Annotated in this window: 14 protein-coding genes; 7 read left to right on the top strand and 7 right to left on the bottom strand. The window is 45.5% G+C overall.

From position 1 onward, the window contains the following. Position 1: 1 nt before the first annotated feature. Positions 2-1,738 (bottom strand): discoidin domain-containing protein, encoded by a 1,737-nt coding sequence (locus FEM55_RS24265; protein ID WP_374756489.1) that lies wholly within the window; start codon positions 1,736-1,738, stop codon positions 2-4. A 206-nt stretch (positions 1,739-1,944) separates the two neighbouring features. Here FEM55_RS24265 and tyrS point away from each other — a divergent pair, with 206 nt between their 5' ends. Both tyrS and FEM55_RS24255 read left to right on the top strand, forming a co-directional pair. Beyond that, complete coding sequence (gene tyrS, locus FEM55_RS24260; RefSeq protein ID WP_138284129.1) at positions 1,945-3,240, top strand: tyrosine--tRNA ligase; 1,296 nt, start codon at positions 1,945-1,947, stop codon at positions 3,238-3,240. A gap of 236 nt (positions 3,241-3,476) precedes the next feature. After that, positions 3,477-3,689 (top strand): hypothetical protein, encoded by a 213-nt coding sequence (locus FEM55_RS24255; protein ID WP_138283973.1) that lies wholly within the window; start codon positions 3,477-3,479, stop codon positions 3,687-3,689. A 7-nt stretch (positions 3,690-3,696) separates the two neighbouring features. On the opposite strand, the gene FEM55_RS24250 is transcribed toward FEM55_RS24255, so the two are convergent. Further along, positions 3,697-4,509 carry a metallophosphoesterase family protein gene (locus FEM55_RS24250; protein WP_138283970.1) on the bottom strand — a complete coding sequence of 271 codons (813 nt, stop codon included), beginning with the start codon at positions 4,507-4,509 and terminating at the stop codon, positions 3,697-3,699. Between the two features lie 122 nt (positions 4,510-4,631). Between FEM55_RS24250 and FEM55_RS24245 the strand changes: the two genes are divergently transcribed. After that, entirely contained in the window at positions 4,632-5,084 is a 453-nt protein-coding gene (locus FEM55_RS24245; protein WP_138283966.1) for a regulatory protein RecX, read from the top strand. Between the two features lie 92 nt (positions 5,085-5,176). Here FEM55_RS24245 and FEM55_RS24240 read toward each other — a convergent pair whose 3' ends face one another. After that, positions 5,177-6,172, bottom strand: coding sequence for a ribonucleoside-diphosphate reductase small subunit (locus FEM55_RS24240; RefSeq protein ID WP_138283962.1), 996 nt, complete (start codon positions 6,170-6,172; stop codon positions 5,177-5,179). A 240-nt stretch (positions 6,173-6,412) separates the two neighbouring features. Between FEM55_RS24240 and FEM55_RS24235 the strand changes: the two genes are divergently transcribed. Beyond that, on the top strand, positions 6,413-7,297 hold the full coding sequence (locus tag FEM55_RS24235; RefSeq protein ID WP_138283959.1) for a glycosyltransferase family 2 protein: 885 nt from the start codon (positions 6,413-6,415) through the stop codon (positions 7,295-7,297). Positions 7,298-7,351: 54 nt separating this feature from the next. On the opposite strand, the gene corA is transcribed toward FEM55_RS24235, so the two are convergent. Beyond that, positions 7,352-8,296 carry a magnesium/cobalt transporter CorA gene (gene corA / locus FEM55_RS24230; RefSeq protein WP_138283956.1) on the bottom strand — a complete coding sequence of 315 codons (945 nt, stop codon included), beginning with the start codon at positions 8,294-8,296 and terminating at the stop codon, positions 7,352-7,354. A gap of 87 nt (positions 8,297-8,383) precedes the next feature. On the opposite strand from corA, the gene FEM55_RS24225 reads away from it, so the two are divergent. Beyond that, positions 8,384-9,571, top strand: a complete 1,188-nt coding sequence (locus FEM55_RS24225; RefSeq protein WP_138283953.1) for an MFS transporter — start codon at positions 8,384-8,386, stop codon at positions 9,569-9,571. Beyond that, complete coding sequence (locus FEM55_RS24220) at positions 9,561-10,181, top strand: IMPACT family protein (protein ID WP_138283950.1); 621 nt, start codon at positions 9,561-9,563, stop codon at positions 10,179-10,181. The genes FEM55_RS24225 and FEM55_RS24220 overlap by 11 nt, the downstream gene beginning before the upstream one ends. 151 nt (positions 10,182-10,332) lie before the next feature. On the opposite strand, the gene FEM55_RS25070 is transcribed toward FEM55_RS24220, so the two are convergent. The 3 genes from FEM55_RS25070 to FEM55_RS24210 all read right to left on the bottom strand — a co-directional run bounded on the left by FEM55_RS25070 (position 10,333) and on the right by FEM55_RS24210 (position 15,706). Continuing rightward, positions 10,333-10,497 (bottom strand): hypothetical protein, encoded by a 165-nt coding sequence (locus FEM55_RS25070; RefSeq protein ID WP_171036648.1) that lies wholly within the window; start codon positions 10,495-10,497, stop codon positions 10,333-10,335. Between the two features lie 111 nt (positions 10,498-10,608). Next, the gene (locus FEM55_RS24215) at positions 10,609-12,330 is read right to left on the bottom strand and encodes a RagB/SusD family nutrient uptake outer membrane protein (RefSeq protein ID WP_138283947.1); all 1,722 of its coding nucleotides are present in this window, start codon (positions 12,328-12,330) and stop codon (positions 10,609-10,611) included. 58 nt (positions 12,331-12,388) lie between these two features. Then, the gene (locus FEM55_RS24210; RefSeq protein WP_138283944.1) at positions 12,389-15,706 is read right to left on the bottom strand and encodes a SusC/RagA family TonB-linked outer membrane protein; all 3,318 of its coding nucleotides are present in this window, start codon (positions 15,704-15,706) and stop codon (positions 12,389-12,391) included. Positions 15,707-16,033: 327 nt separating this feature from the next. On the opposite strand from FEM55_RS24210, the gene uvrA reads away from it, so the two are divergent. Further along, entirely contained in the window at positions 16,034-18,886 is a 2,853-nt protein-coding gene (gene uvrA / locus FEM55_RS24205) for an excinuclease ABC subunit UvrA (protein WP_138283940.1), read from the top strand. The last annotated feature ends 62 nt before the right edge of the window (positions 18,887-18,948 follow it).

Here is an 18,948-nt window from a genome sequence, read left to right as displayed (position 1 = left end):
TCTACTTTACACTTTTAACGGCACTCACTTCTGAAACGCCGTTCTCGCTAAAAGCTTCAATAGCAAAATAGTAAGGAACGCCTACATTCAATGCGCGAAGTTCAAACGTGTTCGGCTCGTCATTCCAGAACTGATAAGTCTGATAAAGCTTGTCCGGAGCAATTCCCCAAAGTACATTATAGCCGGTTGCGCCGGGAACTTTGTCCCATTTCAGATCTGCATTGCGCGTATCTTTTTGTCTGACAGCAGTAAAATTTGCCGGCGTTTGCGGTGCTTTGCCAAACCCGTTTCCAAAAACCCGGAATTCACTGATTGCCAGAACCGGCGAAGCCACATGCGTGTGTTCATACCGCACATAGCGCGCACGCACCGGACGCGGAAGTTCGATGTACGCACACGGGCGGTCGCGTTTTGGTTCCTTTGAAAGATCATATGCAACGTCCCATTTTTTGCCATTTACAGAAGTCAGGATTTTGAACTGCGTATACACTTTTTCCGGATCGTTGGCAAAGATATCAGACTTGTAATCGGTGTAATTTACCTGAACGGCTTTTACTTCCAGCTCGCTCTGCAAGTCAATCGTGAGCGTTTCGCCGGGTTTGTTCTGCTTTGCCGCCCAGAAGGTCCTCGGGTTTTCATCGGTTATTTTAGCCGCTGCCATCGTATCCAGCTCTGACGAAGCCGTTACGGGTTTTTTATAAGAAAGCAGCATCCAGCCGGTAAACAGTTCATCGCCTTTTCCCTGCCACGTTTTGGTTGTCATTTTATGCGGAAAATCACCAAAGCGCGTGTTGGAGAACATTTGTCCGTCTTTGTCAAATCCGGCCGGGTACATCACAATCCTTCTTTCCATAGCCCAGTTCAGGCCGATCCACGAAGTGCCTGTGTTCCAGTAATTGCCGTAATTATCCTGAAAAGTATTGCCGTGTCCGGCGCCGGTCGCAAACCCGCCGGGCTTGTAAGAAACCGGATTGTAAGGCGCATACGTAAAAGGCCCGAGCGGATCGTCGGCCGTGTAAGTGCCATTTGCATACACATTGTATTCTGTGCCCGGCGCGCCGTACTGAAGATAATATTTCCCTTTGTGCTTGGTCATCCATGCGCCTTCGGTAAAAGGTTTGAACGGGTCCGAATGGTTCGGGCCAAAACGTTCCCAGCCGTGTGCATACGGATCAAGCCAGAACATGGCCTTGTACTCGCCTTTGAAAGCAAGTCTTTTGGAATAATCCAGTTCCGAACCGAAAATGGGATAAACATTGGAAGAACCCCAGTACATATACCATTTATCCGTTTCCGCATCATGAAAAAGCGCCGGGTCCCACGGGCCGATGTCTTTGGGCAGACGCGGCGTCCAGCGGTTGTAAAATTCCCAGATTCCTTTTTCGGGCGCCACAGAATATAAAATCGGACGTGACTCAAAAGTAGACTGAAAAAGAAACAGCGTATCGCGTACGGAAACGGCTGCGGGCGCGCACATATCTTCAAACGGCCACCGGTTTGCAGTCAGATATTTCCAGTTAATGAGATCTTTGGAATGCCAGTATCCGCCCGAAATTGTTACGAACAGGAAATATTCATTGCGGCCAGCCACTTTGTGATTGATGATAACCGGATCGGCGCCGGAACGGTAACTGATCTTTTCATTCAACTGCTCAAAGTTGTACTTGTAATCAATGTCCATTGGATTACAATATGTGGTTTGCGCAAAACTGAATGCCGGCGCAAGCAGCAGCAGCATATATAAACCGAAAACCAAACCTGGCCGCATTCGTATCGTTCTGTTGAATTGATTCATATTAATCTTATTATTATGCAAGTTTAAGCAGTTTTGGAGTAATAAGTTCAACAGATTTTCAAAAGCTGAATGGATTGCCGGATTTTAAAACGGATAACCTTTACCTTTGCGCTTCCATTTTTGAAATAAGAACAGCATTTAAAATGACGATTGATTTTACAGAAGAACTGCGCTGGCGCGGCATGCTGCATGACATGATGCCGGGCACCGACGAGCAGCTCAGAAAAGAAATGACTTCCGGCTATATCGGTTTCGACCCGACTGCTTCTTCCCTGCATATCGGGAATCTGGCGACGATTATGCTTCTTGTGCATTTTCAGCGTGCCGGGCACAAACCTTTTGCATTGATCGGCGGCGCAACGGGAATGATCGGCGATCCTTCTTTCAAGGCGGCGGAACGTACTTTTCTGGATGAGGAAACTTTGCGCTTCAATCAGGAAGGAATCCGGAAACAGCTGGAACAGTTTCTTGATTTTGACTGCGGTGTGAATTCTGCCGAAATGGTCAATAATTACGATTGGTTTAAAGACATCGGGTTTCTGCAGTTTCTGAGAGATGCGGGCAAGTTTTTGAGCGTTAATTACATGATGTCCAAGGATTCCGTGAAAAAACGACTGGAAACTGGCATTTCCTTTACTGAATTTTCCTATCAGCTTTTGCAGGGCTACGATTTTTACCATTTATATAAAAACAAAAATGTTCGTCTGCAGATGGGCGGCTCGGATCAGTGGGGGAATATCACGACCGGAACCGAAATTATCCGTCGCAAGGAAGGCGATGAAGAAGGTTATTTCAAGGCTTATGCGCTTACAACGCCGCTTTTGACCAAATCGGACGGTTCCAAGTTCGGTAAAAGCGAAGGCGGAAATATCTGGCTGGATGCCACTAAAACTTCTCCGTATGAGTTTTATCAATTCTGGCTTAACCAGAGTGATGAAGACCTTCCGCGCTATTTGAGGGTATTTTCGTTTAAAAATCGGGAAGAAATCGAAGCGCTGGAAAGCAGCCACGCCGAAGCGCCGCACCTTCGGATCATGCAGAAAGCACTGGCCGAAGAACTGACTTCCCGGATCCATTCCGAACGCGCTTTTCAGCTGGTTTTGAAAGCAACTGAAGTTTTGTACGGAAAAGCTACGCTGGAAACGTTGCAGAGCATTGCGGCGGATGAATTTGAAACGGTTTTTGACGGCGTGCCGCAAACTGAAATTACGTTTCAGGAATGGAATGAATGCGCTAACATTACAGATCTGATTTCGACCGTTACGCACTCAGAAATTTATGCTTCGAAAGGTGAGGCCCGCAGGGCCATTCAGCAGAATGCAGTCAGCGTGAACAAAGTAAAGGTTACTTCCGCAGAACAGCCACTGACCGATTTCAGCTTGCTTCAGGAGCGTTTTCTGCTGATTTCAAAAGGCAAGAAAAATCATTTGATCAAATTGAAGTGATTGGCTTTTCGCTGTTAGCCATTAGCTTGTTAGCTGTTAGCTTTTATCTAATTTCTTTTAATCAATTTCTTATAAATTTTTCGAAGACTCTGTTAAAGCATCTTGCATTGACAGAGTCTTTTTTGTTTGGAATGCGTCTTAGCTGATTTAGTCCTGTTAAGTTTCAACGAAGCAATAGTACTCAGAACTTGTAAAGTTATCTTGGAATCCAGAGCTGTATTCTAAAAGGGTATTTTATGAAAATCGTCAGAAAATCATCTGTATTTGAGCATATTTCGAATTCTGATAAGGCATACTGGAGGTCAAAAACGCCTGAGGAGCGCATAAATGCTGCACTGAAACTGATTCAGTTCGCTAAAAAAATCTACAATGCCAACCCAAATAACAAGCCTTTAACCAATGGAAGCGGAGTACTTAAATCGGATTCGCCTATTGAACGGAACCGGTAATCACCCGCTAGTTTTTCCCGGAAAAAGTATTCAGAATCGGCGATGCAGCCGGATTGTACTGATACGATTGCCACGTGCTGTCCTCGTAAATTTCCACGATCCGGTAACCTTTATAGGCCGTTCCCCAGCTTCCGCCGAAGTGCCCGTCAAAGAAATAGGGTTTTTTGCCATACATTTTTGTGCTGTCCTGATCGTGGTCATGCCCGTTGAAAATGGCCTTTACATTGGGCGTATTTTCAAACAGATCAATGACTTCCTTGCATTCGATTCCATTTACGGTCCATTTTGCCGGCGTGATATGCAGGAAAACAAAAATGCCCTTCTTTTCGGAATACTTGGCAATTTCCGTTCGCAGCCAAGCGGCATCCGGACAAACGTACTCACCTTTTTCGTTGGAAGTATCGCCTACAATAAATGCATATTCACCTTTTGCAAAACTGTGATTCGTTGCATAGCCCCACGTGCTTTGCCAAACGTCCAGCCCCACTTTGTCATGATTTCCGCGACTTACATAGTATGGTACGCGCAGGTTTGCGAGTGTACTTTTAAAGTCGTAAAGTAAAGTCGGATCGTCATGAATCAGGTCGCCGTTGAAAAATATAAAATCAACGCCTTTCTGCAATTTTTCACGGTTTACCCAGCTGATCAGATCGGAATGGAAAGTTTTGAAATCGGTATCCGGCTGTCCGTAATGGCCGTCCGAAGCAACGACAAACCGCATGGAAATTTTTGCAGCGTTCCCACTTTTTTGCCCGGACAAATACGGAATCGCCGGCAGTGCGGGAAGCAGTTTTAAAAAAGACCGTCTCTGGAATTTCATAGTTTGCGAGGTTACGTAAGTTTAGGCCGAGGTATTTTATAATTTCAAAAATAGTTATTCATCACTGATATTTTCTTTATTCTTGCATGATGTTACGGATATTTAACATTAAATAAAACGGAATGGATCGTCTTATTCTGCAAAAGGCTGCATCGTACTGCGCTTATCAGGAGCGGACGCAGGATGAGGTAAAACAACGCCTTAAGAAATGGAATGTATGGGGCGAAGAAGCGGATGAAATCATTGCCGAGCTGATTTCCATGAATTACCTCAGCGAAGAGCGTTTTGCAAAAACGTACGCCGGCGGAAAGTTCCGGGTGAAAAACTGGGGAAGAATGAAGATCCGGCAGGAACTGCACCGCAGAGGGCTCAGCGAATACAGCATTCAGAAAGGCATGAATGAAATTCAGGACGATGCTTACGTTGCCGGTCTGAAGGAACTTTTGGGCAAAAAGAAACTGCTTCTTGCGAAAACAGAAACGGACCCTTTCAAGCTTAAACAAAAACTGGCCAGGTTTGCCCTGGGAAAAGGATACGAAAGTGAGCTGGTCTGGAAGGAAATCGAGAATTTGTAAGTTGTTGAGCCGGCTTTTCTATCACTAAAAATGTCATCCCGAACAGCCGTTCAGGATGACATTTTTTAGTAATCTTTTATAAACCGGATTTTTTAGAAATCGGAGTCGAAAGAAATTCTGTGTCCTGAATCCTTGTCTTTAACGCCGCTCATAACACCGGCTTTCTGATATTCGCCTACGCGTTTTTCAAAGAAGTTGGTTTTACCCGGAAGCGAAATCAGTTCCATGAAATCAAACGGGTTTGCCGAGCCGAATTGTTTCGGGCAGCCCAGACGTTCCAGCCAGAAATCGGCAATATATTCAATATATTGGTTCATTAGATCCGCATTCATCCCGATCAGTGAAACCGGCAGCGCTTCAGTCACAAATTCCTGCTCGATTTTCACCGCATCCAGCATGATTTCAATGACTCTTTCCTGCGGCAGTTGATTGATGATATGCTTGGTATAAAGCAGACAGGCAAATTCGCAGTGCAAACCTTCATCGCGTGAGATCAGCTCGTTTGAAAACGAAAGTCCCGGCATCAGGCCGCGTTTTTTGAGCCAGAAAATAGAGCAGAAAGAACCGGAAAAGAAAATTCCTTCCACGGCTGCAAAGGCAATGATCCGTTCGGCAAAAACGGGGCTGTTGATCCATTTCAATGCCCATTCTGCTTTTTTCTGAACGCATGGAATTGTGTCAATGGCTCTCAGCAAATGGTCTTTTTCATTCGGATCTTTAATGTACGTATCGATCAGGAGTGAGTAGGTTTCGGAATGGATGTTTTCCATTGCAATCTGAAATCCGTAAAAGCATTTTGCCTCGGCATATTGCACTTCGCTCAGGAAATTAACCGCAAGGTTCTCATTTACAATGCCATCTGACGCAGCAAAGAATGCAAGCACATGCGAAATAAAGTGGCGTTCTCCATCATTCAGGTTTTCCCAGTCTTTTTGATCCTGCGATAAATCGATTTCTTCCGCGGTCCAGAAAGAAGCTTCATGGCGCTTGTACATTTCCCATATATCGGAATGTTTGATCGGGAACAAAACGAACCGCAACGGATCTTCAATCAACAGGGGTTCCTGTCTGGTAAGTTCTTGTGACATAATTAATTTGACTATTTACGGGGACCAGAATACATAACGTTTGACAAGCCCTGGCCTGAAAGGCAGGTTTGAAGGAAAACAAATCTACATGCTTTGCGCTGAATATTCAAGGAGAAAGGAATCAAATTGAAATACTTATTTAGAAAAATTCTTGTACTGAATCAGTTAACTTTGAAGGTTCCGAATTGCTGCCCGCAGTGTAGAACAACATTAAAAAAAGTTCATTTAATACGACTAAAATTGAAGATTTCCGGATTTACAATCATCAGAAATGCGGTTATAAACGACTATCCGGTTGTAGAAGCCATCCTGTCCATTCTCCCCGTTGTTGACGAAATGCTCGTCAGTGTCGGCAAAAGTGATGACGAAACACTGGCTTTAATCCGTTCCATTCCTTCGGACAAAATCAGGATCGTCGAGTCGGAATGGGACCTATCGCTGCGCGCCGGCGGCAAAGTGCTGGCCGTGGAAACGGACAAAGCGCTGCGCCAGATTTCACCGGATACGGACTGGGCATTTTATATTCAGGGCGATGAGGTTGTTCATGAAAAATATCATCCTGCCATTCTCGAATCCTGCAAACGCTATGCGGATGATCCGGCGGTGGAAGGACTGATATTCGATTATCTGCATTTTTACGGTACGTACGATTATGTTGGCGACAGCAGAAAATGGTACCGCCGGGAAATCAGGATTATAAAAAATGAAAACAAGCTGCCAAATCCGCAGATTTCGGCATTTCGCGATGCGCAGGGATTTCGAAAAGGCCATACCAAGCTGAATGTCAAGCATTCGGGTGCGGCAGTTTATCATTACGGCTGGGTAAAAAGTCCGGCGCAGATGAAAACGAAAATGAAAAATGTAAGTCGTTTCTGGAACGACGATGCGGAATGGAATAAAATTCTTCAATCTGAAGATTTCTTTGATTACGAAGAATTTGATTCCATCAAGCTCTTTGACGGAACGCATCCGGCCGTTATGGAAGAAAGAATCAAAAAACAGACCTGGAAAGTACAGCTGGACACCTCCAGAAAAAAATTCCGCCTTAAAGATGCCTTGCTTTACTGGTATGAAAAGAAAACGGGCAAACGCCTGTTTGAATTCCGGAATTACAGACTGATATAATGTAAGCGGCAACTACTCGATTTTTTGACCAAATAACATTCCTGAAAATTTAAATCAGATCCATCGTTTTCTTCTGAAAAACCATAAAACGATCAGCGATGAAAGAATCATCAGGAACAGCGAAACGCCAAAACCCCACGGCTCGGCAGTCGTTGGGATATGGTTGTAATTCATACCGAAAATACCCGCAATGAGCGTCGGCGGCATAAAAATGATCGTTACAACCGTAAATATTTTGATAACCTGGCTTTGTTCCAGATTGATAAGACCCATAAATGTATTCTGAAGATACTCCAGACGTTCAAAATTGAAAGTCGTGTATTCAAGCAATGAATTAATATCTTTCAGGATAATGCGTAAATGTTCCTTGCGGTCTTCAGGAAAATACTGACTGCGCAGAATGCCGGAAAGTACGCGCTGTTTGTCAATGCTTGTTTCGCGAAGCACCATCGTGATTTCCTGCAGTGCACTGATCCGGATCAGCACTTCCTGCCTGGCTTTCTGTTCGTGTGTAAGGTCTTTGCTGATGGTCGAAATTTCCCGGGAGATACTTTCCAGATAATCTGCATCGGCTTCAATACGGGTTTCCAGCAAAAGCAGCATAAAATCCACGCCTCCTTGCACGCCTTCCGGACTGACTTTCATTTTTTTAACCGTATCCGCAAAAGTTTTGGAATCGCCGCGCCGGTACGTAAAGAGTACATTATGGTTGAGAATGAAAGAAACCGGGTAATTTTCATAACCATCCCGGTCGATGCGTAGAAAGTTGGAGTTGGCGTTGATTGTTTCATTCTGTTCAAAAAAACGCGAACTGCTTTCAATTTCCACGATCTCCTGAGGCGTCTGAAAACTGATGTTGCATTTGTTCTCAACCCATTCTTCTTCTTCTGCAGACGGTGACTGCAAATCCACCCAAACCAGGTTTTTTACTTTGCCCAGTTCACGAATGTCGTTTTCGCGTTTGATTAATCTGCCCTCTTTATAAAATATGCGTACCATTTTTTAAAGTTGGGAAAAAAGAAAGAAGGAGGAAAGCGGCCGGATGAAATATCTCCTTTTTTACCAAGTTAATTGTAAATTTGCACGATGCAAAATGCCGCTTCCAAAGGAATATTCACGACACAATTCTGGTTACTGGGCCTAAGTTCGTTTCTTTTTTCTTCCAGTTTCAACATGCTCATTCCCGAACTTCCGGGTTATCTTACCAAAATGGGCGGCGCCGAGTACAAAGGTGCAATCATTGGTTTGTTTACACTCACAGCCGGCTTGTCCAGGCCATTCAGCGGAAGGCTTACGGATCGCATCGGCAGAGTTCCGGTGATGGCGTTCGGTTCCATTGTATGCTTTGTGTGCGGGTTTTTATATCCAATTTTTACAACCGTAATGCCATTTTTGCTTCTAAGGCTTGTACATGGATTTTCGACGGGTTTCAAGCCAACGGGAACTTCGGCTTACGTTGCGGACATTGTTCCGGCCAACCGGCGCGGCGAGGCTATGGGCATTCACGGCATGTGCATGGGCGTCGGATCGGCGTTCGGGCCGGCTGTCGGCAGTATGATCAGCATCCATTTTTCGCTGAATGCCCTTTTCTATACTTCTTCTTTTTTTGCATTTCTTTCCATTGCGATCTTGCTCAACATGAAGGAAACGCTCAAAGTAAAAGAACGGTTGTCAGTAAAAGCATTTCAGATTACATGGCGGGATGTTTTTGAGCCGGATGTTTTCAGCCCGGCACTGATTACGTTCCTTTGTTATTTCGGATACGGCGCAGTTTCTACGGTAACGCCTGATTTCAGCGGATACCTCGGTTTGCAGAATCGTGGCTATTACTTCATGTTTTTTACGCTTTTTTCCATACTGATCAGACTTTTTGCCGGAAAAATCTCGGATAAGCACGGCCGTGTTCCGGTTACGATTGCCGGCTGCGCCATCCTGATTATTGCCATGCTCATTACAGGTTATGCCAATTCCATCACGACATTTCTGACCGGTGCTGCATTTTTCGGCATGGCTATGGGCATTCTTTCGCCCGTTCTTTCCGCCTGGACTGTGGACCTTAGCCGGGAAGACAACCGGGGGCGAGCAATTGCCACGATGTTTATTTCGCTGGAAGCCGGCATTGGCCTCGGCGCATTTCTGTCGGCAGCGCTGTTTGCAAATCAGCGGCAGAATTTACAGCTTGTATTTTTCAGTATGGCCGCTTTTGCAGCCGCTGCACTGATTTATGCGATATTCATTTACCAGTTAAAAAAACGCCGTTCCCGTGCTGTTTGACGATACTTACCAAACGATTGTAAAGCCTTGTGAAGGTTTTTACAAAGACAAAGGAAGCAAATTTCTGGCGTATGCTTTTCCGGTTGAAGGTGAACAGGATGCCAAATTTCATCTTGCTGCATTGCACGAACTTCATCCGAAAGCCGTTCATCATTGCTATGCATACCGGCTCGGTTCTGATCGCATGAGTTACCGAATGAGCGATGACGGCGAGCCTTCCGGAACAGCCGGGCGACCAATCCTCAATACGCTTTATTCCAGAAATATAACCAATATATTAGTCGTAGTTGTGCGTTACTTTGGAGGAACTCTGCTTGGCGTTCCCGGTCTAATCAACGCGTACAAGCTTGCAACGGAAGATGCTTTGAATCAGGCGGAAGTCGTTACAAGGAATTTTTTCAGTTTGTATGAATTGACGTTTTCCTACATTCAGATGAACGATGTCATGCGCATTGTAAAAGAAATGGAATTGCCGGTCAGAAGCCAGGATTTTGAAATGGAATGTAAAATGGTTGTTGAAGTCAGGATTACGCTGACGGAGCAGTTTGTAACGCGATGTGGAAAAGTGGAGGCGTTGAATGTGCAGTTGCTTTTAGCTTTTGGAAATTAGCTTTTAGCTATTCGCTTTTTGCAGTTAGCTATTAGCAGTTAGCTTTTAGGAGTTATCTTCAAATTATAAACGAGATCATTTTTATCTGATTTCAGACGACTTTATGGCTGGGAAAAAATACTGATTAAAATCAAACAGGCTTTCACAAACCTTACTCCATATCTTTCAGCATTTTTACAAAGTCATCTTCATATTCTTTAATCGCTTTCAAGAGTTCCTGCAATTCCTTTTCTTCGGGCGATCCTTTTTTTGCCCCGAAAATTTCATCTGCTCTTTCAGAAGCTTTTTCATATTCACCTTCATTGCTGATTTTCATCGTTGTCGTCTTTGTTGTTGAACCGGTTTTTTATCAAAGTTATTTTATTGATCAGTAAAGCACAAAAAAACCGGCCGTTTCCAGCCGGTTTTTTTGCCGAAATGAAAGAATCTAGTAACCGTTGTTCTGTGTCAGCGTTGCTTTTCCTCCAACCTGGCTGTTCAGTATTTCCTGAATTGGAATCGGGAAGTATTCATGTTTGCCTTTGACAAACTGAGAACCTTTCAGATAGGATCTTTTGGTACTTTCTACGGTATAATAGGCATTCATGGTTTCGGCGGCAATTCCCCAGCGGACCAGGTCAAACCGGCGGTTGCCTTCCATTCCGAGTTCAAGGCGCTCTTCAAATCGTACTGCCTTGCGCGCAAAAGCCTGATCGGTCCACGGCGTTGTATATTCTTTGATCACGTAATTGGCCGCAGGCGTGCCGTCCGCATTTTTTACAAATCCTTCCGGTTTTGCTGCTCTTGCACGAATCTGGTTTACATAAGCACGTGCCTTTTCAAGCGATCCGATTTCCACTTCTATTTCTGCAAGCCATAATAAAACCTGCGCATAACGGATCATACGGAAGTTGTTGGCATTCAAACGGTTGTTGGAAGCAAAAGAAGGATCGGATTTATGTGAAACGTGCTTTTTCGGCGAGTAAGGTCCGCCGTAAGTCTGATCCCGGATGTACGCTTTGCCCGGATGCACGCCCCAATCCAGAAAAGGAATTCCGCGGCGGCCAACCGTCCAGTCCAGACGAGGATCAAGGTTTCCTTTGTAAGGCGTAAAGTTCGGGTCCGTAGATTCAATTCCCTGATCATTCGGAATGTCGGTATCGTTGAAAGTATCCAGCAGCGGCAGCCCGTTTGCATCCGTTTTGAACGCATTTGCAAGGTTTACCGAAGGCTGGAAAAATCCGCAGCAGGTTGTAAATGCACCGCCGCTGTACGGATAATTCAGCGTAGAGCCGATGTTCCCGTTTTCACCACCCGCAGCACCGTCGTTTACAGAATACTGAACCTCAAAAATCGATTCGGCATTGTTGTTGGTCGAGGCCTGAAAGTTGTCATGGTATTTGTCTACAAGCCGGTATTTGCCGCTTGCTACAATGGCTTCCAGGATGGTTTTTGCTTCGGCATATTTTTTCTGGAACAAGTAAACTTTTGAGAGCATGGCGCCCGCAGCCCATTTGGTAGGACGGCCCGGCTGCGACTGCGAAGTTGGAAGCACATCATAAGCCGCTTTCAGGTCTTCTTCTATTTTAGGATAAATATCCGTGGTGTTTGGCAGCTTGGTACTTTCCAGATTGTTCGGATCGTACGTTTTTTCATCAATATAAGGAACCATATTGAACATCTTTTTCAGTTCAAAATGATAATTTCCTCTCAGAAAACGGGCTTCTGCAATGACCTGTGCGCGTTCTTCGTCTGTAAAGTCAGTGGCTTTTTCAAGGTTCTGAAGTACATCGTTCGTCCGGGCGATACCGTCGTACATTCCCCGCCATTTGCCACGGAAATAAATGTTGTCAGCGGCAATATTGCCCTGTTCGATCAGGGAGATAGGCGGCTGGTCACCGGCATTGGTGCCTTTGTAAGCATCATCGGAAGCAACGCTGCCATAAACCCAGTTGTCCGCACCGACGTTATAGGAACGGTAAGCGCCCTCGGCCGTTGCCCAGCCGTCGAGCAAGGCATACGCGCCTGTCAGCAATGCATTTACACCTGTTTTGTTCTGTAAAATAGTGGAGCTGAGCGCCGCTTTGGGTTGTACATCCAGAAAGGAATCCGAGCATGAGCTTAATATGCCTAGCGCCACGGATGAGAATATTAATGCAACTTTTTTCATCTCTTGTAAAATTGAATTTCTGTTTTTAAATGATCTTGATCAGTCAAAGTCATCATGTTTAAAAGCTGATGTTCAGGCCCATGATATATTGTTTGGAAGCAGGATAAGAACCGCCGTCTACGCCGATCTGTCTGTCATTTCCTGCTCCGTAATTCCGCAGGTTGATTTCAGGGTCCATTCCGGAGTATTTGGTGAACGTAACCAGGTTTTGTCCCTGAACATAAATCCGGCAAGGTCCGAGTCCCATTTTGGAAAGCAGTCCTTTCGGGAAAGAATACGTAAACTGAATGTTCTTGAAGCGGAAATAAGATCCTTTTTCAAGATAATAATCCGAAGGAAGGATACTCACCTGATCGCTTGAATTCAGCTGCGGAAGAATGGCATCCGTTTTTCCAGGCCTCCACGATTCGTTCAGCATGCGCGTGCTTTTGTTTCCGAAGAATGTAGGGAAATCGGTCCAGTATTTGGTGTAGTTGAAGATTTCATTACCCTGAACGCCTGCGCCGAAAAGGGCAAGACCAAAACCTTTGTAATTCACGTTCAGGTTGACACCGTATGTGAAGTCAGGGTGCGGATTGCCGATGATGCTCAGATCTTTGGTATCAATGACATTGTCTCCGTTCACATCCACAAATTTGAAACGTCCCGCTCTGTTTTCATTGGAACCCAGATTGTTTTTTGGTGCTTTCTGCGCTTCTTCATCGGTCTGGAAAATGCCGTCGTGTTTGTACCCGAAGAATGAAGAAATCGGATGGCCCTGCTGCGTTACGACAAAGTTCTGGATACGTTCGTCATTGATCCCGAAGTATTGCGTGTTCGGATCGCCGTTTGTTCTGGTTACAACGTTGCGGTAAGTACTGACATTGACACCAAGCGTATAGGTCAGATCGCCGTTTGCAGCACTTCCGTTATAATTCAGACCAAGGTCAACTCCGCGGTTGCGCATGGATCCGATGTTCTGGAAAGGTGAAGCAGCCACGCCGGAGGTCAAAGGAGGAGAAACCGGGAACAGCATGTCTGAGGTAGTACGTGTGTACCAGTCGAGCGCAAGGTCAAATGCTCCTTTGAAGAAAGCCGCGTCCAGACCAATGTTGGTGGAAGTCGTTGTTTCCCATTTTGCTTTCTGGTTACCAAACTGAATCAATTCATAACCTGCAATGGCGGAAGTTTTGGCGCCGTTCAAATCATAGAATGACAAAGCAGGGTTCGTAGCGAATTGTGTAAAAGAGTTATAGTTACCGATTTCCTGATTTCCGGTTTGTCCCCAGCCGACTCTGAACTTGGCATAAGAAAGCCATGAAGCAGCGGATTTTACAAAACTTTCATCCGAAACCACCCAGCCTGCGCTCAATGCCGGAAAGTAGGCAACGCGGTTGGCCGCAGCAAACCGGGAAGAACGGTCGCGGCGGATGGTTGCATCAAATAGATATTTGCTTTGGTAACCATAGCTTGCGCGAGCAAATTCGGAAGCAAGTCGCCAGTTGGCAGCACCGCCGTTGTTGGTCTGTACGCCTGTTCCTGCACTCAGGTAACGGTTATCCAGCGCATCTACAAGATAATTGGTACGTGTTGCATCAAAGTTCTCATAATAGTTTTTAATGGATTCCGTACCGGCTATGATATTCAGTTTATGCGCATTGTTCAGTGCAATGTTGTAGGTAAGCGTGTTATACCACGTCCATGTCCATTCGTAATTGTTGGTGGTGGTCAGGCTTTGCGTACTTCTTGCTTCTGCCGATTCAATATCTCTCGGAACGTAATTGCGGTAATTATAAAGGTTGTAGTCAATTCCGAAGCTGGTTTTTGCAGTCAGGTTTTCAAGAATATCCACTTCTGCATATGCATTTCCGAACAGCCTTACTTCTTTCTGCTGATTATCCTTGTTTCTGTACAGCAGCGAAACCGGGTTCACCGAATTGTCCACATCGGTTCCGCGCGTTCCGGCAAAATTTCCGGCTACGTCGTATACCGGCACGATCGGCGGCACACGATAACCGAAAGAAGTAGGATTGCTTTCCGCATTGTTGCCGTTTGGCTGACCCACTCTGGATGCATAACCCACCTGAAAGTTCTGGCCGACACGAATGCGCTTGTTGATGTTGAATTCGGTATTGGAGCGCAAGGTGTAGCGTTTGAAGTTGGTGTGGATCATCAAACCCTGCTGATCGAAATAGTTCAGCGACATGGCATAACGGCCGCTTTCGGTTCCGCCTGAAACACCGATCTGATGATTCTGGATAGGAGCGGGCTGATAGATTTCTTTCAGCCAGTTGGTTCCCTGCTTGTTAGCTTTGGTAATCAGCCATTTGGTTTTGTTGAAATTGGCATTGTTAACATCCGTACTGTAATTAATGTAATTGCCGTTTGCATCCTGCGCAACTTTCGGATCGCCTTCGTACACGCCCGACGGAAAGATATAATCCGGAATTTTCGGCGTTTGGCCGTTTCCGAATTGGGCATGTGTCGGGTAAGTCAGTGTGGTGCCGGCAGGAAACGCGCCGTTTACCATTTTGCTAAGGTTAAGTGTGTTGGTCCTTGCTTCCCAGGTCAAATCGGCGTATTGCTGTGTGTTGAGCATGTCCAGCAATTTTCCCGGACGCTGGGTGCCATAGTAGGTGTCATAGGTGAAAACAGGTTTGCCGATCTTTCCTCTCCGGGTAGTTATAATGACAACCCCGTTACCGGCGCGTGATCCGTAAATGGAAGCAGCAGAAGCATCTTTCAGAATTTGCATGGATTCGATGTCATTCAGGTTCAGCGTGTTCAGCGTATTGGAAACGCCGTTGGCGCCAACGCCTTTTGTAGGAACGCCATCCACAACATAAAGCGGCGAGTTGTCATTGATGGTACCGAACCCGCGGATACGTACCGAAACGCCGCCGCCGGGGCTGTTTTCATTTCCGATTACGACACCCGCTACCTTTCCCTGCAATGCCTGTCCGAGGTTGGTTGCCGGCGTAGTGAGCAGCTGCTTGGCATCCAAAGTGGCAACGGCACCTGTAATTTCCTTTTTGGACTGGGAACCATAGCCGGTTACAACCACTTCGCTCAGGCTCTTGACATCGTCCGTTAACGATACGTTAACCGTGGACTGCGTTCCTACGGTTACTTCTTTTTTTCCGAAACCGATGGAAGAAAATACGAGTACGGCGTCATTTGCCTTTACATCAATGGAATAATTTCCGTCTGCGTCCGTCACAGTGCCGGTAGTTGTGTTTTTTACCTGAACATTGACTCCGGGCAATCCCATGTTGTCCACAGACGAAGTTACTTTACCGGTAACCCGATGTTCCTGTGCATGGACGGACATACTGCCTAACAAGCCAACCAGAAAAATCAAGGCGTACAATACCCTGAAGCGTAAATTTTGTTTCATAAACGAATAGGTAAAATGTGAACAAACAAAAATTAAATAATGACAATATTAGCAGCAAAAATACAAAAAGAGATGACTGTTGAAGCGATTGTTGGTATAATTTCATGAATAAATATTAATATATTATCGGTTACATAGCTTCTGATTCGACCGTTCATACTTGTCGGTTGTTACTTTGAAAACTAAGGAACGCCTTTTGGACAATTAACCCTTATGGCTATACGAGTGTGGATCAAGGCATAAAAATTTGCAACTCTTACCGTATTCTTATCGTTAGACTATATATTCACATCATTCAGGAATCAACCAACATCACGAACCATTATTTTGGAACCATTGAATATAACTGAACTCGCAGGTCAGGACTTAATTGAAGTAGAAGGTGCCCGTGAGCATAATCTTAAAAATATAGATGTCAGTATTCCCCGCAACAAGCTTGTTGTTGTAACCGGAATAAGCGGAAGCGGAAAATCGTCCCTGACTTTTGATACCATTTATGCAGAAGGCCAGCGTCGTTATATGGAAAGTTTTTCTTCGTACGCACGCGGGTTTATCGGGGAAATGGAACGGCCGGACGTTGACAAGATCAGCGGATTGTCGCCGGTCATCAGTATAGAACAAAAAACCACTTCCAGAAACCCGCGATCTACGGTCGGAACGGTAACGGAAATTTATGATTTTCTGCGCCTTTTGTATGCGCGCGCAGGAGAAGCTTATTCCTATGTAACAGGAAGAAGAATGGTAAAACAATCGCAGGACCAGATTGTAAACCAGCTGCAAAGCCAGTTTCTGGGCCAGAAAATCATGCTGCTTGCACCGGCAGTAAAAGGCCGGAAAGGACATTATCGTGAACTTTTCGTTCAGATTGCACGGATGGGTTACACCAAAGTAAGAGTGGATGGCGAAGTGCAGGAAATCACGCCCAAAATGCAGCTCGATCGCTATAAAGTGCATGATATCGAGATTGTAATTGACCGCGTTATCCCGAAAACTGAAGAAGAAGATCCGCAGTCAAGATACCGGCTCAGTCAGTCGGTTGCCACGTCCATAAAACAGGGAAAAGGCGCGTTGATGATTCTTGACGAAAAAGGAGAAACCTATTATTTCTCGCAAAATCTGATGGATCCGGAGTCGGGAATCAGCTATGACGATCCGGCTCCAAATGCATTTTCCTTTAACTCGCCATATGGCTGGTGTCCGACTTGCCAGGGGTTGGGGGTGATTGAGGAAATTACGGAAGATTCTATTATTCCGGACAAATCGTTGAGTATCAATAAAGGCGGCATTGCGCCCATGGGCGAATACCGGGACGCATGGATTTTCAAGCAGCTTGAAGTCATTCTTAAGCCTTTTAAAATTACCCTGGCGACGCCCATTGAGAAATTTCCTGCAGAAGCTATTAAAATAATATTGTACGGAAGTGAAGATGCCGTTGCCGTTGCTTCCAAAAAATATCCGGGAACGGAATGGGAAACCAAGTTTGACGGGATTGTGAACTTCTTGAAAAGGCAGCAGGAAACAGGCAATGATAAAATTCAGGATTGGTTAAAAGACTTTATGACCATCCAGACCTGTCCGGAATGTAACGGAAAACGGCTCAGAAAAGAATCGCTGCATTTTAAAATAGATAAAAAAGACATTGCTGAATTGTCCAATATTGACATCAAAGATCTGGCCGTCTGGCTTGTGAATCTGGAAGACAGGCTGGAAGAACGGCAGCGTGTCATTGGACATGAAGTTCTTAAGGAAATCAGGAAAAGGGTGGGTTTTATGCTGGACGTCGGTCTGGATTATCTGACACTGAACCGCGCACTCCGTACGCTTTCAGGCGGCGAAGCGCAAAGAATCCGATTGGCAACGCAGATCGGTACGCAGCTTACAGGCGTGCTGTATATTATGGATGAGCCGAGCATCGGTCTGCATCAGCGCGATAACGTCCGGCTGATCAATTCACTTAAAAGCCTTCGTGATCTTGGAAATACGGTTCTGGTGGTGGAGCACGATAAAGATATGATGCTTGCTTCGGATTATATCCTGGACATCGGGCCGGGCGCAGGACGTCATGGCGGAAATGTTGTGGGGGCCGGGACGCCGGAGCAGTTTCTGGAAAACGGATCGCTTACTGCGGAATACCTCAGCGGCAGAACGGCCATTGATATTCCGAAAAAGCGCAGAAAAGGAAGCGGAAACGCGATTGTACTGAAAGGATGCACAGGCCATAACCTCAAAAATGTAAGCATGTCTTTTCCCCTGGGAACCATGATCTGCGTGACAGGCGTGAGCGGAAGCGGGAAATCTTCCCTGATTCATGAAACGCTTTTTCCATTACTGAACCATCATTTTTACAAATCAAGAAGGGAACCCTTGCCTTACAAATCCATTGACGGGCTGGAACATATCGACAAAGTAATTGAAGTGGATCAATCGCCGATCGGCCGCACGCCAAGATCCAATCCGGCTACTTATACGAACCTTTTTACAGACATCCGTTCATTGTTTGCCGAGTTGCCGGAAGCCAAAATCCGCGGTTACAAACCCGGCCGCTTTTCATTCAATGTAAAAGGAGGACGCTGTGAAGATTGCGAAGGTGCCGGAATGAAAAAAATTGAAATGGATTTTCTGCCGGATGTTCATATCAATTGTGAAACATGCAAAGGAAAACGGTTTAACCGGGAAACACTGGAGGTCCGCTTTAAAGGAAAATCCATTGCAGATGTGCTGGACATGACGGTGGAAGCTGCACTGGAGTTCTTTGAAAATATGCCCCGTATCCTGAGAAAAGTACAGACGATGAACGATGTAGGCTTGGGTTACATTACACTCGGGCAGCACGCCACCACACTTTCAGGAGGAGAGGCACAACGCGTCAAGCTTTCGGAGGAATTGTCCAAACGAGATACCGGAAAAACGCTTTATATCCTGGATGAACCGACAACCGGGCTGCATTTTCAGGATATCCGGCATTTATTGAATGTACTGCATAAATTGGTGGACAAAGGCAATACCGTACTGATTATCGAGCACAATCTGGACGTCATAAAAGTAGCGGATTACATTATCGACGTAGGTCCGGAAGGCGGTGCACAAGGCGGCCGCATTATTGCCGAAGGAACGCCCGAGAAAGTTTCAAAAGTAAAAGGCAGTTATACGGGGTATTTCTTGAAGGAAGAACTGAAGTAAGGGTGCAGTTTTGCGTGTGGAGAGTTTTGTCATTTTTGGTCAATTATAGTCATGGGTTGGTA

This window comes from Dyadobacter sediminis, assembly GCF_005860765.1.
Lineage (GTDB): Bacteria > Bacteroidota > Bacteroidia > Cytophagales > Spirosomataceae > Dyadobacter > Dyadobacter sediminis.
Note: the sequence above shows the minus strand (reverse complement) of the source record. Positions and strands in the feature narration are given on the sequence as shown.